Here is a 15,072-nt window from a genome sequence, read left to right on the forward strand (position 1 = left end):
TCAGTTTAGAGGTTGAGTGAGTATCATGGGTATGACAATCATGCGTCGGGTCAAGTTCAATGCGGGACACCGTCTCTTTCGCCATGAAGGAAAATGCCAGTTTTTTCACGGGCATAACTATGTCGCCGACTTCTATGTGACCGGCCCGGAAACCGACGCCGTCGGGCGGATTATTGATTTTGCTCAGTTGAAAGCCCTGCTCAAAGGCTGGATCGATGAAAACTGGGACCACGGGTTTCTACTCAACGTCGAAGACGAAAACGGCCTGAACGCAATCCGCATGGTCGAACCGACTAAATACTTCGTGCTGCCTTATAATCCAACCGCGGAAAATATGGCCCGCTATCTACTGGATGAAGTCTGTCCGAGCGTGCTCAATGATCTCGGCGTGCAGGCCGTCAAAGTCGTGATCTGGGAAACAGAAGAATCCTGTGCCGAAGCGACCATCGATCAGGACGAAAAACGGGAGCACAGCCTGTTCGACGCCTTTCAAACCGACTCTTTTCCTACCGGCTTGAACTGGTAGGAAAATCAGCCATGGCTTCTTGCCAGAATCAACAACACAACAATACATTTGATTCAATTAAGAAGGTCAAAGTCCAAGCACTGCAATTGAGTCATGGCTCTTCAACGTATCCTGCACCCACTTAATGAAATCATTCAGCATGTTGCTTAAAGCAGTCATGCTTTCAGGCTTCTCTTTGGGAAACTGGATATTGCCAGATGAAATCATCAGACTAAAGTCATCCTGAGAAATTGACCCCTGTGATCGTTGCTGTATATTTTTACGAAGCTGCTGTAAATCATTGAGAATTTCTTCCCAGAGTGTCTGGTTAATATCCGTGAAAGCATAATGGTCATACTTCGGGCAGCGTCGTAGCAGAAAGAATTCGATAAAACTGAAATGCTGTTCTTCGAAATAAACAGATTGCAAGTTCCAGAACTGTCCGAGAAATCTGCCAGGTAAAATCTCAAAATAGCACGTACCTTTGAGCTTACTCTTGTCTGTGATCATCCAGGACATAGGGGCTTTCTGATATTGCTGCCTGCTTTGAGTTAACCAGAAAAAAACAGCTCATTAGTCCATACTGTAATTCCCTGCTGTGAAAAAAAAGGTCCTGGATTTTTGATCCAAGACCTTTTTCTGTGTTATTTCTCAATCGCCGAGGCTTAGTCTTCTGCAACGTAAGGCAGCAGGCCGATGAAGCGTGCTCGCAGAACAGCACGGCGGACAGCCCGTTGATACAGAGCTGAGGTGCCTGTGCGACGACGAGGCAGAATACGTCCTTCACGATCCAAGAGAGAACGCAGGGTTCTCAGATCCTTGTAATCGACGTATACGGGACGTGGGATATTTCCATCCGGACAGAATCGACATTTGAGCTTCTTTTTCAGACGAGCTCGTTTTTTTCGTCGCTTGACGATCTCTTTTCGTGATAAACCGACTGACATAGTGTTTTTCCTGTTTCATGCGCCGTAACAAGGGACACCCAGAAACTGGGGCGGCGCTGATTTAAAAATGCTGGCTGGGATTGAAGGCAACACCCTTCAACCTCGTAAAAACGATAGCTTACCAGCTTGATTTCTTCATGCCTGGAATCAGGCCGTCTAACGCCATATCTCGCAACGCAATACGAGAAATCTGGAACTTGCGGTAATTACCACGAGGACGACCGGTCAACTGGCATAAACGACGAAGACGTGTTTTGCTGGAATTACGAGGCAGTTTAGCCAGACCTGCGTAATCACCTTTAGCAATTAATTCTTCTCGTAATGCTGCATACTTTGCTACGAGCTTTGCGTTTCTCTTTTGTTTTTCAATCTTTGATTTGGAAGCCATCTATATACCTTCTCCGAAATTCCAAAAATGGGAACGCCAGTTATACTGAGATTCGCGTCACGCCGTCAACTTGCCCGGCTGCTTTCAAAGTAAAATCGGCTAAAAAAGCGATTTTTGACGAACAAATCTGTGAGGCCTGCCCGCCTGAGTATACTTATGTTTACTTTTTCTTCTTATCTTTTTGCGGTTGCGGGCGGAAATACTTCATTGATTCGACAACAACCGTCCGCCGTGTCGCGATCCGGACCAGCAGAGACAGAAAATAATTGCCCCAGCCCGAAACGGAATACTGCCGTTTTTTCTCCAGCGATTTGAGACCAGTTTTAACGACCTGATCGACCGTCTGAAAGCGATGTTTTTTGAGCCAGCCTTCGACGCCGGCGACATCGAAAAATTCGGTCTGCGTTGTTCCGGGACAGAGTGCTGTCACAGTCACCCCTTTATCGCGTGCTTCGGCCCACAGTCCTTCGCTGAAATGCAGCACATAACTTTTACTGGCCGCATACGCTGACATGTACGCCACTGGCTGGAATGCAGCGACTGAGGCAATATTGATGATGGCCCCGTGTCCCCGCTCCATCATTTCGGGTAGGTAGAAGTAAGTCAGTTCGGTCAAAGCGCCCATGTTGAGTCGTGCCATCTGCATCACCCGTTCCCGATCGGTCGAGGCGATATCCGAAACCACGCTGAAACCAGCATTGTTGATCAATAACTCAACCTGCACGCCACGGCTTTTGACCTCGTCGTATAACTTCTGTGGTGCATCCTGCTCGGAAAGGTCCAGTACTATGACTTCGGTTTTTGTGCCATGGCGGGTCAGCAGTTCTGATGAGAGCTGTTCCAGTTGCTCTTGTCGACGGGCGGTCAGAACCAGATGCATCCCCCGTGCAGCGAGACGATGCGCAAACTCCAAGCCTATCCCGGATGAAGCACCCGTAATTAGAGCCCATCGGTCAGAATATTCATCTATCACTGCAAACTCTCCAGAAGTATCCTGTTGGAGACTAAGAATTTCCATCTTTGAAATTGACCGGGAAGATATGCCGCCCGCGTTTTGTGAGATCGTAATTTAATTTCAGTCTGGTGAAAACCCCGTAACCACTGTTAATAACCCTACTTTGATCGATTTTTCGCCGTTTTTGATTCCCGTGGATGTCTTAAATTCACCAAATGAGGATAAAATGCCCCCTGTAGAACGACTCAGCCGTGCCGAAGTCCGTAGCGTAGATCAACGTACCATTGAAGAATTTGGGCTGCCGGGAATTGCATTAATGGAAAATGCCGGGAAGGGTACGTTTGATTTGCTGTTAACCCTGAAAGTTACTGGCCCCGTTAAAATTTGTGCCGGCAAAGGCAATAATGGAGGCGACGGATTTGTCATCGCCCGCCACCTCGATAACGCCGGGATTCCGGTGCAGATCTTTCTATTAGCCGATCCACAGCAACTGACGGGAGACGCTGCTATCAATTATCAGGTCGCGTCTCGCATGGGAATCTCTATTCAGGCCGACCCTGATTTAAGTGATCCGGATGCCTTTCGCACATTTCTGAGCGATGGCGACTGGATTATCGACGCTTTCCTGGGAACCGGCGTTCAAGGCACCATTCGCTCCCCGTTTACGACAGCCATTCAAATCGTCAACGAAGCTCCGGGAAACAAACTAGCCGTCGATCTCCCTTCCGGCCTCGACTGTGATACAGGGCTACCGCTCGGCGACTGCATCATCGCTGCGCTGACTGCTACATTCGTCGCGGAGAAAAAAGGGTTTGCTGTTCCTGAATCGAAACAATTCACGGGCACCATTCATGTTGTCGATATCGGCGCACCCCGGCAAATCATCACCGATCTCCTGCAAAAACAGTCTTCCTGATGCGATTCAACTGTCCAAACCTGCTTTACAGGATGAGAACTCAGCGGAAAAATGGCCTGTTTCAGGGAAACGGGGGTTCTCAAAAGTACTTCAATACCTATATATTATATTTCAACTGAATTACCTCTCATGGTTTGTTTCTGCCATTTCCTGTTGATTGAAACAGGGACAAGGTTCGTCTGAATGGACAAAAATTTCTGGTATCTCAAGAACTGTGATTTGTTTGAACGGCTGAGCCAGGATCAAATCGCGCAGGTCGAACGGAACTCATCCGTACGGCAATTCGGTCGGGGGAATCTGGTTTACCTCCCGACGGAAAGCAGCGATTCGGTATTCCTGTTGCTCTCCGGTCGGATCAAGCTCTATCACATCACCGGTGAAGGCAAGCAGGCCCTGCTAGCCTTAATTGAGCCGGGCGAACTGTTCGGTGAACTGGCAATCCTGGGGGGAGGAGAACGCGAAGAATACGCTGAGGCCATGCTGAAATCAACGATTCTTCGTATCCCCGGTCCCGTCATCCAGGAACTGATGCAACAGCACGCGACGGTCTCTCTGGGTGTCACCAAGCTCATGGGACTCCGTCGGCAGCGAGTGGAACAAAGATTGAAATCACTGCTGTTCCGTTCGAATCGGGATCGTCTGACGCACCTGCTACTTGATTTGGCAGAAAAATACGGACGCTTCACGCCCGAAGGCGTTCTGATTGATATCAAACTGTCGCATCAGGAATTAGCGAGTATTATCGGCAGTACACGGGAAACTGTGACAGTACTGCTGGGTGAGCTGCAGGACGAACGCTGCATCGACATCCAGAAACGCCACATTACTTTAAGAAAAGCTCAGTTCCTGGCGAATTCAATCGATTTTAAACTGACTCCCGCCTTACAATCTAAGCCTGACCAATCTGGCGAATACCTGTTAAGGGGAGCAGAAGCCTGACGATATAAGCCATTTACAAGTCATCAAAGACCAGAATTAGCAGGAACTGTAAGCTACCTCACAGATCAAACACCAACATAAAACGATAATAATAGTACAGGGACGACTTCCCTAAATACAAAGGCGTTATTCCTACTAGATGAGTAGGAGGTTTTAACATGAACAAAAACAACCCCATCGAACACCAACCCGAATCTGAAGCGGAGTGGAGTACCTGCCCGGCAGGTAGTCTGTGCCGGTTTGTCTCTGTCATGAAAAAGCGGAAACAGATCAGCCATCTGATTACGGGCGCAGAAATTCTCACGGCCTGTCTGGCGGTCGGTTTCATTGGCTTTCTGGGCATCAATCAACTCTCCGGCTCAGCAAATCTCTCAAATCAGCAAGCTGAGCATGCTCCGAAAAAACCCTGTCCGGGAGGCCTGTATTGCAAAGATGTGCTGGCACATGCGAAAGAATATGTTGCTCATACGCTGGATCAGAATTTGACACAAAAAGTTGATGCACACTTGGCAGATTGCCCGCATTGCCAAAAAAAGATTGATCAACTGAAAGCAAACGCGCACAATAACGCAGGCGATCAGAAAGCCGCCTTACAAAAACAGGCCGCTTGGGAAGCCTATCTGCTGGCGTTAAACCAATAGTGACTGTCTTGTCATTAAGCTTATAGTCTATCAGAGTGCGCTCGCTTTAAACTCTGATTCCCTGAAAGGATTGAGGGAAGCATGTCTCAGAATGAAGAACTGCCGGAAGTCAACGATAGTGTCTCTAACGAGGATGATTTTCTTGCTGCCTTCGCTTCAACAGGACCGGTCGATGAAAGTCTGGATGAGGATTTTGAACGGGCTTTGGAAGCATTAGAAGCCGTCGAACGGGATCTGGAACTTCCTGAAATCCCCGCTGACACGGAGGAGTCTGCCGAGAGTAAACCAGCCAGTTCTCAGTCGCAATCGAAGCGGGAAGCCCGCATTCCCCCCCGGCAGATCATTGAAGCAGCGCTATTTGTCGGCGGAAATCCGCTCACCACCAAGAAGCTCTGTTCGCTCTTGAATGATGAATATTCGTCGTCTTATGTAGACGATCTGCTGGATGACCTGAATCGTCAATACAACGACGAAGCACGACCTTATGAAATACGCATGGAAGAAGGCGGCTATCGACTCATTCTGCGATACGATTTCGAACGCATCCGCAATCGTGTATTTGGCTTTGGTCCCAAAGAGATTAAGCTCTCACAAGACGCGTTAGAAGTACTGGCGCTCGTCGCCTACCATCAACCGATCACGAAAGACTCCATCGTCGAAGCCGGTAAAGACAAAGCCGCCGGCATCCTGCGCCAACTCTTGCGGCGCGAACTGATCGCCATTGAACGTGAAGAAGACAAAAAAGCGGAAGTCCGCTACATCACCACCGCCCGCTTCCTACAAGTCTTCGGCTTAGGAAATGTCGAAGAACTCCCCTACAGTGAATCGTTGAGTCATAAATAAGGCTCGTAAAAATACGCCTGTTCTATCACCAGTTGTTTTCTCAACGAAACCACGAAATTTTGTCGCTTTGTCGTGAACTGAAAACTTCTGTCAAACACGATACTGAGCCATTATGACGACGTCCTGATAAGCATCATCCAAATACCGCGCATAGCGTTTCACTCCCTCAACCTGATAGCTGTGCTTTCGATAGAGATTTATCGCAGCTTTATTATCAGCGAACACTTCCAGTTCGAGACGCTTTAACCCCTGCCGCCAGGCGTGCGCAATCGCATCCTTCAAAAGTTGATCGCCAATGCCTCGACCTCGATACTCTGCAATCACTCCCATCCCCAGTCTGCCGACATGTTCCATCGATTGACGTGAGGCAGGAACAATGTCAGCCCAGCCCACAACCGAATCTCCTGCGACGGCAACATATTGAGCATGATTCTGTTCAACATTCTTTGACACAAAGTCATGCACTCGATCCAATGGAGGCGGCTCCACCGTCAACAGATATTTCTTCTCGGCAGCCACACTCGACAAAGCATTGTGAAAACCTGTCACATCGTTCAATTCAATTTGCCTGACTGTGATATTCATTTTCCTGGCACCTGCAAAGTGACGATTTCATGTGTAATCTTCGCTTGCGTTGTTTGGCTACGACTTGCCAGCCATCCTCGTAGATGATGATACCGGGATCTTTGGTTTTGATCATCTGGATCAGAATGCCGTACTCTTTAAGGATTTCCACTACCACTCTGATTTTCGTGATCGGCTTTTTGGCGCGGGGATGAAACCAGCAAATGGCCCGAAAATGGTGATCGTCTCGCAAACACGCGGGAGACTTTAAATGCATTTTCAACCACTCCAGGTTGGCATCCAAGATGTCCTGCTCATACGGTTTTAAGATCCCCGTATCGCTCAAAGACATCGCCGCCTGGAACACACCGTAATTCGTATCCGAAGTCTCATTTTGCCGGTACGTTTCAAATCGGAGATACATCATGAATTGAGAGACACAGCTAGCCGGTTGCATGTTCACTCTCAGATGAATCACGACCAAGCTATTTTTGTCGCAATGTCCGAAACGACCAGAGTGCACTCGCAGACCAGACTGCGATACCAACCCATGCCAGTGACCCCAGCCCCAGAGAGCGATACATGGCCAGCCGCCCCTGGTTACCGCCGGGATTATCCGGCAGGAATATTTCTCCCACCAGCACACTGCCAAAACCGAGCAGGGCACAGAGCGAAAAGACGATCAGAAAAACCCAATGCTGTTTGCGAGGAAAGGAATCTAACTTCATGGCTGACCCACTTCATTCATCGAATGTTGAATTGTGTAAATTAAGACGAAGATTCATCTATTCTGCAGAGGATCGTAAGCTGACGTCAAGCCGGTTTATTCCAGTTTCAGCTCCAGCCACTGTTTGCCGCCACAATGAATGCGTTTTGTCACGCCTGTTTTTAAGTCAGACCGAATTTCAACAGTCTGGGTTCGCACGACTTGCGTTTGGGTATCCAGATGACTTCAATGGCCGATGCTCAATCTTTGCTGATTCCATACTTTACGATCACTGCGTGTGCCGGACTCTCTATTTTTTTAAACGCATTGCACATGACCTCAAGAGACCACGCTTTACCCCGGTTTCCTGACCCCGACCCTTGTATCTGCTCTTGACTGTCTAGAGTTCTTTGTTTTGATAGGCAGATAAAGCCAATGTTTCCCGCCTTTAAAGGCGGGAAACATTGGTGGCGAGTGTCAGATCGTGACGACCCCTGGTCTTAAAGACCGATTCGTAGCTAGATCGCCACTCGCTTCTCATGCCTTAACCCGTACAGTCGCCAGAGCGGTGCCACAACACCAGCTCGTATTTGCAAGGAAGGGCCTTAGCATGCATCAGCATAACACAGAAGACGTTGGAATTGATATTTCAAAGTCCAAATTTGATGTCAGTTTCCCAGATCGTTCCAAGTCCGTCGTTTATCACTACACACCAGCGGGGATGAAAAAGTTCATCGCCACACTCATGAAGCTTCAGCCAAAACGAGTTTGTCTGGAAGCAACCGGCAACTGGGAAAACAGGCTGGTTGCCTGTCTGCACAAGCACCAGATTCCTGTTTCGGTTGTCAATCCACGTCTGATCCGGGACTTTGCCCGGGCGAAGAATCAACTGGCCAAGACCGATGAGATTGACGCGCGTATTATCAGGGAATATGCCCAGGTGATGGACCCGCGGCTCACGCCACCTTTAACAGATGCCCAGCGAAAAATGCGTGAATTTACTTCTCGTCGGGAACAGACCAGCAAGATCATCATCCAGGAAAAGAACCGTCTGGAGACTATCATGGACCAGGACGTCATCGAACTGATTCAGCAATCCATTGACTTCCACAAAGAACAGCTCAGGCAGATCGAGAAGGAACTCAAGGCACTGATAAACGCCGATGAAGAGTCCCGCAAACGTTCGAAAATCCTGCAATCGGTACCAGGCATCGCCAGTATCACGGCGGCCCTGCTCATCTCTGATCTGCCGGAACTGGGAACTCTGAATCGGAAACAGATCTCACGGTTAGTCGGTGTCGCTCCCACGAACCGTGACAGCGGAACCATGAGGGGAAGACGGACGATTGGCGGCGGACGAGTCCGGATCAGGAACGGATTATACATGCCCACAGTCACAGCTCTGAGGCACAACCCGATCATCAGTGCGTTCTATAAACGCTCGTCAAAAACGGAAAGCCAAAAATGGTCGCACTCGTGGCCGCCATGCACAAACTGCTCATCATTCTCAACACCATGGTCAAAGAAGGAAAACAATGGGAGGCAAACGTGAGAAATTCCTGAATTTTTAAGACAGTCGCTATGAGGGGAAACGCGACACTCTGAAACTGATTTTCATTGACGATCTTCATCGCATTAAAAACTGATTTGGTCACGGAATACTCGGTTGCAAACCAGAGCAGATTGATCCCGGCTACATGGATGATAGCCTGATAAGGTAACCGCCCGGCCGAGGTCAGCCGGGCTTCTCCCAGGGGAATCGCGCTGCATTTGGCGACTTCTTTAAATGGCGCAGTACCTCCCTGTTTCTTGATAGCACCTGACACACCCTGCGGCAACAGCAGCCACCAGGGAATCACATTTCGATTCCAGCTGTTGACGATCACATCCGTTTTTTGATCTAAAATGTTTCCCGTGACAATGTCTATTTTCATGACCGCGATCAGGTTTCAAGAATGATACACAGAGGATGTCCAATCACTCCTCACATCATCTTAGACACGTTCACTCGAACTTTTTGTGTGTCTTTCTGAATTAATTCCACGTGCCTGGTCTCGCCAGGGAATCCATTTGCGGGCCATGTCTTTTGAATAGTAGCTCTGAATTTGACCCAAGGTTACTTCGTCTTCGAGCTGATCGAGAATGCGGTATACTCGAATCATTTCGTAGGAAACAGCCATTAAAGCAAACAGTAACCAGAAAGGAACTGCGCCAATTTCGTATTCGATCGCAAAGCCGATCAGACAGCTCCCGATCAGAAACGGCCAATTGATCAATGTGGGATAGAGGTCTAATTTTTCCATGTGTTCCACTGAAATCCGCTTAACAAGGTAATTAACACAGTGATGAGCATCTTAAAGGTATTCCACAAAATCAATTACAACAATCTGCTGCTGAGATCGTCAATAATCGGCGGGGGAACAAGCTGTTCTCTGACTGTTTCCAATTCAGTTCGAGTCAACCATGAGATTTGAAAGGGTTCGCCATCCGACTCGGTTCCTGTTTCAGGCAACGCTTCCCGGACAGCATCATCAATGTCACAGAAATAATGAAACATGATTTCGTGTTCGGGAATTCCCTGAAATTCAAAAATGCACTCATGAAAATTCAGGAATTCCAGTTCATGTCCGGTCACCCCCAGTTCCTCGGACAGTTCACGTTTCGCCGCCGCCAACAGCGTTTCACCAAACTCCACACCGCCACCCACAGGAACATAGAAATGAAAATCACGAATCGGGTCAACGCCTTCAGAAAGCAATACCTGTCCTTGATTGATCAGTGAGATAATGACTTTGGCACGAATTTTCATAACAGGTTTATTTTCTTTCAGATCGATGTGTGTCACTGATCGGCTTGTCCGATGATTATTCCGAAAAAGATCTTATTACATTGCTTCGACCTTTTCCAGGAATTCACCTGTCATCTCTCGCGCTTCGTGGTCTACTGAAATCACTTGAAAGCGAATCGTATCTTTCCAGGCCACATCCGAATAGTCGATCAACGACGGCGTATAATCGCAGGGACCGCATTCCCTGAGTGTAAGGCCGTGGGGGCCTTTGCGGACCTTCGTTGAGAGGACCATGCCCGGCTGAGGGCCAATCAGCCGTGTTGCTGATTCGAACAGAAATTGATCTGTGTCTCCAGTAAATCGAGGCTCAGAATTGATTTCATCCAGAGGAGCCATCCGTGAGCGAAGTACCGCAACATAATCCGCCGGCGCATTCTCAGGAGGTTGTTGATTTTCGGTCCACCAGCGAGGAGATTCAAACCAATCAATTGAATAGACCTCAATACAATATTTTCCATTGGGAATCTTAAGTAAGATACCGCGTTCTTCATTAACTGAACTGAATTGTGCATCGCCTCCCGGCAAACATTCACCGGGTCCAATGAAGAGCGCGCCGGACACAACATCCACCCCCAGATTCTCTACCAGTTCTGCAGCATAATCCCGTTCATCGGAAGTTAATTCATCGTCTGTAATGCGTGCTTGATAAACTCCATCGCCGCCCAGTGAAACAAGGGCAATCACACCCGTTTTGACTTCTTCGAGCTGGCCAACATCGTCACACCACCAGTCAACAATATCAGCGGCACGATGTTGCAGACACTGTGGATCAAAGATAGCAAGCGTTGCCGTGTCAGTAAAAAATTGAAACGTTTGGTCCATCACAGCCTCTCTAAGAGAAGAATTACTTGAAACGATGTGATGTTAGAGGATCACTCTAATAGATCGGCTTCGCTTTGGGGAACCTCAGGTGAATGTTTGATACCGGCTTTATGCAACGCAGACATTGCACGGAAAGCCACTTCGCCCCACTGTTTTTGAACGATCTCCGGCTCCTCTTTAGAGTTCTTGTGCCATTCCTGTATGAGGAACTGAATCTGCTCAGGTTCTAACCAGAGTGCAAGCCTTCCTTTTTCCTGTTCTGCATCGGCGTTCGTTAAATTGCCCTCATCTCGAAGCCTGTCGCGGGCTTCTGCGAGCAGCGTTTTATAGCTGGACAGAAGCGGTTCTGAAAGAGCGGCTTCCAAAATCGCTTGAAGATTCCACACCGCACGCATCTCTGCCTGATCTTCAAAGCCGAACAGACCCTCTTCTGTAAAGCGAGTCAGCAACTCGTACAGAACCAGTGCTTCATCATCAGTGATTTTGATATCCATGAGTTTTGATTTCTTCTACTTCCCCTCAGATTGTCGGTCGACAAAACGATTGTAAAACGACTGCACTGTATTTCGAATTCGATGATCCAGCAACGGTAACGTCGGCTCGTATATTTCTTGAGGCACACCACCATAAAAAGGCTCGGCTATCGCGCCGGCGATACAGGCCATTGTATCTGTATCGCCGCCCAGTGAGATCGCATTCCGGATGGCGGATTCGAAATCGGTCGACTCCAGAAAGGCGATGATGGATTCCGGCACGGACCCCTGACAGGAAACATCAAACACATAATGCGGCCGTATCTCTTCCAACGAGCGCTGTAAATCGTAACCGAATGTGGTTTCGATATACTCACAAATTTCAGTCCGGGAACTTCCGCTGCGTGCCATAAAGATACAGGCTGCTGTTGCCTGGGCACCATAGATCCCCTGCTGATGATTGTGGGTTACCTCTGCCGATTTTTTCGCCAGATACAGGCAGTCGGCCAGGGTTTCAGTTGTATAAGCCACTGGACTGACGCGCATGGCAGATCCATTCCCCCAACTCTGATAAGGCACGCGCCGCCGCAACTGAGCCCAAGACAGAAACGTATGCCCATAACCCGCTTCCGGATAGAATTTGACATAACGATGCAGTGTATTGACAAGATCGTTCTCTTTTAACAACCAGTCCGCCACAGCGGTTGTGAGCACCGTATCGTCGGTAAAGGTTGACTCTTCGCGAAACAGATAAAAGTCGGTCGACTTGGTAGGAAAATGTTCGAAGTACGAACCGACGACATCGCCCACGATAGCGCCCCACATTGGATGTCTCCCTATTTTGAAACCCAGCATGACCATTCTTGAGTTTGCATAGCCATAAAACGTTGAAACTCTATGTTACACGAATAAAAGGGAGCCGAGGTAACTCTTTTTAGTTTTATCTATTCTCCTTGATCTGTTGCTGCTCCGGGCATCGTAGCTATTTTTTTCATTGCCCACTCCACATCCCGCAGTGCTTCCTTCGCATCCGCATATTCCGGATCCAGTTTGATCGCTTTGCGAAAACACTCTGCTGCATCTAACAGATAACCTTGACCGCGCAATACCAGTCCCAGATTATGCCAGGCTTCATCAATACAACCGGTGGCACATTTTGTTGCTCGCCGGTGGCTGGCTTCTGCTTCTACCAAATTCCCCTGACGTGCCTGAACGGCGCCGAGAAAAGTGAAAAATGTCGCATTATCCGAATTTGCTTCCGTGGCTTTTCGAAACCAGATTTCTGCTTCCGAGAACTGGCCGCGGTAACGATAGAGTCCCCCCAGACCAGCGTAGATGCCACAGCGATTCTCAGGGAATTTTTCGAGCGCGTCCAGATAGACCTGAATTGCATCATCATAGCGGGTGAGCAGATAAAGCATTTCTGCATATTTCAGTGTGACCAGTTTGTCATCGGGATGATCTTCCAGCCAGTGTTCTGCCAGGATTACGCACGAGATAGCCTGATCATCATAGAAATCGCAAAGAATCGCGAGTCTCAGGCTATGCATATTAATATTCCGAGAAAACCCTATTATCAGCCGATAGATCTACACTAAGATTAAAGACATGCCACCCCCTAAAAGGTTCGATACGTTGCTAAAAATGCGTGCTGATAAAAAGTAATTCACACCCCAAAAACATCTTCCAAGGCTGCCCGCATGAGTTTGGGATCGGGGTCCACGCCGGTCCAGAGTTGGAAACCGATGACTCCCTGATTCACGAGCATACCCAGGCCGTCCAGAGTTGGACAGCCTGCTTTTGCTGCTTCGCGGAGCAGGTGGGTTTGTGGTGGGTTGGGAATCACGTCGGAGACGATCATGTTCGACTTGAGCGAACTGAAATCGAGTGGGAAGACGGCATCCACGTCGGGGTACAGGCCGATGGAGGTTGCGTTGATCACGACGTCGACGTCTTCTGCGAGAGTGTAATCTCCGTCCCATTGTATGAAAGAAACGGGCACACTGGTTTTTTCACTCAACAGTTGAACGAGTGCTTCGCCGCGCTCGGCACTCCGGTTGACGATGGTGATCTCTGCGGCTCCTGCGAGCGCCGTTTCCACGCCAATCGCACGGGCAGCGCCGCCGGCACCAAACATCACGATTTTTTTGCCCGTGGGATCGGTTAGTTCTTTTAACGACTGCACGAAGCCTTTGCCGTCCGTGTTCTCGCCGACCAGCTGATCGCCTTTGCGGACAATACAGTTGACGGCCCCCATCATCGCGGCGGCGTCACTGATGCCATCCAGGTGTTGGATCACGGCGACTTTATGGGGGATCGTTAAATTCGCGCCTCGAAAACCCATTGCCCGTAAACCGCCGACCGCCTGTTCCAGATTATCGGGTGCGACCTCAATTGTCAGGTACCGCCATTCCAGACCACAGTCATTGTAAGCCGCCTCCATCATGCATTGGGTCGGATTCTCTGCGACCGGTTGTCCGAATACACAAGTCAGTTCCTGTTTGAAATTGAGCGGCTGATTCATGATGTTCCTTCTTTTTGCTGCTTTAGTGACTGCGATGGCAAATTAGAATTATGCTTCGTGGAATCCGAGTGCCTCAAAGATGCGTTTGCAGGCGGGCGAACGATTCAATGCATAAAAATGAATCCCGGGCACGCCATCATCGATCAGTTCCTGGCACTGTCGGATCGCGAAATCCACACCGATTTCAAACTGTGCTTCGAGATCCTCCTGAACTGCTTCCAGCTTCTCCGTTAATTCCACGGGAAATTCGGAATTGCACATCGAGCTGATCCGCTGGATCCGCCGGAATTCGGTGATCGGCATGATTCCTGGAATGATTGGGCAGGTAATCCCCGCTTGAACACAGCGTTCGCGAAAATTGTGAAAATGGGTGTTGTTAAAGAAGAGCTGCGTATAGACGGCATTCGCCCCGGCATCGACTTTGCGTTTGAGATTCGCCAGATCGGTTTCCGCATCAGGTGATTCGGGATGCACTTCTGGATAGCCGGCGACGCCGATCCCCATCTGCGGAAAATGCTCACGGATCAACGCCACCAGTTCATTCGCATACTTCAAACCCCCATCAGCTGGCACAAACGTTTCCTGCCCTTTGGGAGGATCACCACGCAATGCCATAATATTGTTGATGCCGGCATCGGAAGCACTCTGCAGCCAGTCAACCAACTGGTCCCGCGTGGAGGCGACACAGGTAAAGTGTGCGGTCGCCGTGGTATGAAGCTGGTTCTGGATTGTTTCGCATAACTCGATGGTCCGTTTGCTGGTTGAGCCTCCTGCACCATAAGTACAAGAAACAAAGGCGGGCTGATAGCGAATCAGCTCTTCCAGTGTCCGAAACAGCTCTGCATCGCCACTTTCGTTTTTGGGAGGGAAAATCTCCACAGAAAGGTCAAATGTTCCGGAACGATATAATTCACTAATTCGCATTCTATTTTCTTGTCTGAAGAGGGTTTAAAATTGGCTGCTTTGCTCTAAAATCATCCAGAGAGAGGCTTGCACAGTGT

20 protein-coding genes and 2 pseudogenes are annotated in these 15,072 nt (G+C 48.9%); 6 read left to right on the forward strand and 16 right to left on the reverse strand.

What is annotated here, in order from left to right:
• Window positions 1-31: 31 nt before the first annotated feature.
• On the forward strand, window positions 32-526 hold the full coding sequence (locus Enr17x_RS29115; RefSeq protein ID WP_232100896.1) for a 6-pyruvoyl trahydropterin synthase family protein: 495 nt from the start codon (window positions 32-34) through the stop codon (window positions 524-526).
• Between the two features lie 66 nt (window positions 527-592).
• On the opposite strand, the gene Enr17x_RS29120 is transcribed toward Enr17x_RS29115, so the two are convergent.
• The 4 genes from Enr17x_RS29120 to Enr17x_RS29135 form a co-directional block, all read right to left on the reverse strand.
• Complete coding sequence (locus Enr17x_RS29120; RefSeq protein WP_145313817.1) at window positions 593-1,024, reverse strand: hypothetical protein; 432 nt, start codon at window positions 1,022-1,024, stop codon at window positions 593-595.
• Window positions 1,025-1,170: 146 nt separating this feature from the next.
• Complete coding sequence (rpsR, locus tag Enr17x_RS29125) at window positions 1,171-1,452, reverse strand: 30S ribosomal protein S18 (protein ID WP_145045814.1); 282 nt, start codon at window positions 1,450-1,452, stop codon at window positions 1,171-1,173.
• Between the two features lie 118 nt (window positions 1,453-1,570).
• A complete protein-coding gene (rpsN, locus tag Enr17x_RS29130; protein ID WP_145313818.1) occupies window positions 1,571-1,840 on the reverse strand; it encodes a 30S ribosomal protein S14 in 270 nt (89 codons plus the stop codon).
• A 160-nt stretch (window positions 1,841-2,000) separates the two neighbouring features.
• A complete protein-coding gene (locus Enr17x_RS29135) occupies window positions 2,001-2,813 on the reverse strand; it encodes an SDR family NAD(P)-dependent oxidoreductase (RefSeq protein WP_232100897.1) in 813 nt (270 codons plus the stop codon).
• Between the two features lie 208 nt (window positions 2,814-3,021).
• Between Enr17x_RS29135 and Enr17x_RS29140 the strand changes: the two genes are divergently transcribed.
• From Enr17x_RS29140 to scpB, 4 genes are all read left to right on the forward strand, one after another.
• Window positions 3,022-3,711: an NAD(P)H-hydrate epimerase gene (locus Enr17x_RS29140; protein ID WP_145313820.1), complete on the forward strand. Its 690-nt coding sequence runs from the start codon at window positions 3,022-3,024 to the stop codon at window positions 3,709-3,711.
• Between the two features lie 183 nt (window positions 3,712-3,894).
• Entirely contained in the window at window positions 3,895-4,650 is a 756-nt protein-coding gene (locus Enr17x_RS29145; RefSeq protein ID WP_145313821.1) for a Crp/Fnr family transcriptional regulator, read from the forward strand.
• A 158-nt stretch (window positions 4,651-4,808) separates the two neighbouring features.
• Window positions 4,809-5,291 carry a zf-HC2 domain-containing protein gene (locus Enr17x_RS29150; protein WP_145313822.1) on the forward strand — a complete coding sequence of 161 codons (483 nt, stop codon included), beginning with the start codon at window positions 4,809-4,811 and terminating at the stop codon, window positions 5,289-5,291.
• 81 nt (window positions 5,292-5,372) lie between these two features.
• Window positions 5,373-6,134 (forward strand): SMC-Scp complex subunit ScpB, encoded by a 762-nt coding sequence (scpB, locus tag Enr17x_RS29155; protein ID WP_145313823.1) that lies wholly within the window; start codon window positions 5,373-5,375, stop codon window positions 6,132-6,134.
• A gap of 90 nt (window positions 6,135-6,224) precedes the next feature.
• Here scpB and Enr17x_RS29160 read toward each other — a convergent pair whose 3' ends face one another.
• The 3 genes from Enr17x_RS29160 to Enr17x_RS29170 are packed head-to-tail and all read right to left on the reverse strand — an operon-like array spanning window position 6,225 to window position 7,426.
• Window positions 6,225-6,719: a GNAT family N-acetyltransferase gene (locus Enr17x_RS29160; protein ID WP_145313824.1), complete on the reverse strand. Its 495-nt coding sequence runs from the start codon at window positions 6,717-6,719 to the stop codon at window positions 6,225-6,227.
• Complete coding sequence (locus Enr17x_RS29165; protein WP_145313825.1) at window positions 6,694-7,155, reverse strand: hypothetical protein; 462 nt, start codon at window positions 7,153-7,155, stop codon at window positions 6,694-6,696. The genes Enr17x_RS29160 and Enr17x_RS29165 overlap by 26 nt, the downstream gene beginning before the upstream one ends.
• A gap of 28 nt (window positions 7,156-7,183) precedes the next feature.
• Window positions 7,184-7,426: a hypothetical protein gene (locus tag Enr17x_RS29170; protein WP_145313826.1), complete on the reverse strand. Its 243-nt coding sequence runs from the start codon at window positions 7,424-7,426 to the stop codon at window positions 7,184-7,186.
• Between the two features lie 588 nt (window positions 7,427-8,014).
• Here Enr17x_RS29170 and Enr17x_RS30210 point away from each other — a divergent pair.
• Window positions 8,015-8,967: pseudogene (locus Enr17x_RS30210) on the forward strand (IS110 family transposase).
• A 20-nt stretch (window positions 8,968-8,987) separates the two neighbouring features.
• Here Enr17x_RS30210 and Enr17x_RS30215 read toward each other — a convergent pair.
• From Enr17x_RS30215 to metF, 9 genes and pseudogenes are all read right to left on the reverse strand, one after another.
• A pseudogene (locus tag Enr17x_RS30215) lies at window positions 8,988-9,338 on the reverse strand (macro domain-containing protein); the annotation flags it as partial.
• Between the two features lie 60 nt (window positions 9,339-9,398).
• Window positions 9,399-9,707 (reverse strand): hypothetical protein, encoded by a 309-nt coding sequence (locus tag Enr17x_RS29185; protein WP_145313829.1) that lies wholly within the window; start codon window positions 9,705-9,707, stop codon window positions 9,399-9,401.
• 74 nt (window positions 9,708-9,781) lie between these two features.
• The gene (locus tag Enr17x_RS29190) at window positions 9,782-10,213 is read right to left on the reverse strand and encodes an NUDIX hydrolase (RefSeq protein ID WP_145313830.1); all 432 of its coding nucleotides are present in this window, start codon (window positions 10,211-10,213) and stop codon (window positions 9,782-9,784) included.
• Between the two features lie 75 nt (window positions 10,214-10,288).
• The gene (locus Enr17x_RS29195) at window positions 10,289-11,074 is read right to left on the reverse strand and encodes a DUF6386 family protein (RefSeq protein WP_145313831.1); all 786 of its coding nucleotides are present in this window, start codon (window positions 11,072-11,074) and stop codon (window positions 10,289-10,291) included.
• Window positions 11,075-11,124: 50 nt separating this feature from the next.
• Window positions 11,125-11,568 (reverse strand): hypothetical protein, encoded by a 444-nt coding sequence (locus tag Enr17x_RS29825; RefSeq protein WP_198000869.1) that lies wholly within the window; start codon window positions 11,566-11,568, stop codon window positions 11,125-11,127.
• 15 nt (window positions 11,569-11,583) lie between these two features.
• A complete protein-coding gene (locus Enr17x_RS29205; RefSeq protein WP_145313832.1) occupies window positions 11,584-12,372 on the reverse strand; it encodes an ADP-ribosylglycohydrolase family protein in 789 nt (262 codons plus the stop codon).
• Between the two features lie 119 nt (window positions 12,373-12,491).
• Window positions 12,492-13,097 carry a tetratricopeptide repeat protein gene (locus tag Enr17x_RS29210; protein WP_145313833.1) on the reverse strand — a complete coding sequence of 202 codons (606 nt, stop codon included), beginning with the start codon at window positions 13,095-13,097 and terminating at the stop codon, window positions 12,492-12,494.
• A 116-nt stretch (window positions 13,098-13,213) separates the two neighbouring features.
• Window positions 13,214-14,071 (reverse strand): shikimate dehydrogenase, encoded by an 858-nt coding sequence (gene aroE / locus Enr17x_RS29215; RefSeq protein WP_145313834.1) that lies wholly within the window; start codon window positions 14,069-14,071, stop codon window positions 13,214-13,216.
• A 48-nt stretch (window positions 14,072-14,119) separates the two neighbouring features.
• Window positions 14,120-14,995, reverse strand: coding sequence for a methylenetetrahydrofolate reductase [NAD(P)H] (metF, locus tag Enr17x_RS29220; RefSeq protein WP_145313835.1), 876 nt, complete (start codon window positions 14,993-14,995; stop codon window positions 14,120-14,122).
• Between the last annotated feature and the right edge of the window lie 77 nt (window positions 14,996-15,072).

The organism is Gimesia fumaroli (assembly GCF_007754425.1).
GTDB classification, from domain to species: Bacteria; Planctomycetota; Planctomycetia; order Planctomycetales; family Planctomycetaceae; genus Gimesia; species Gimesia fumaroli.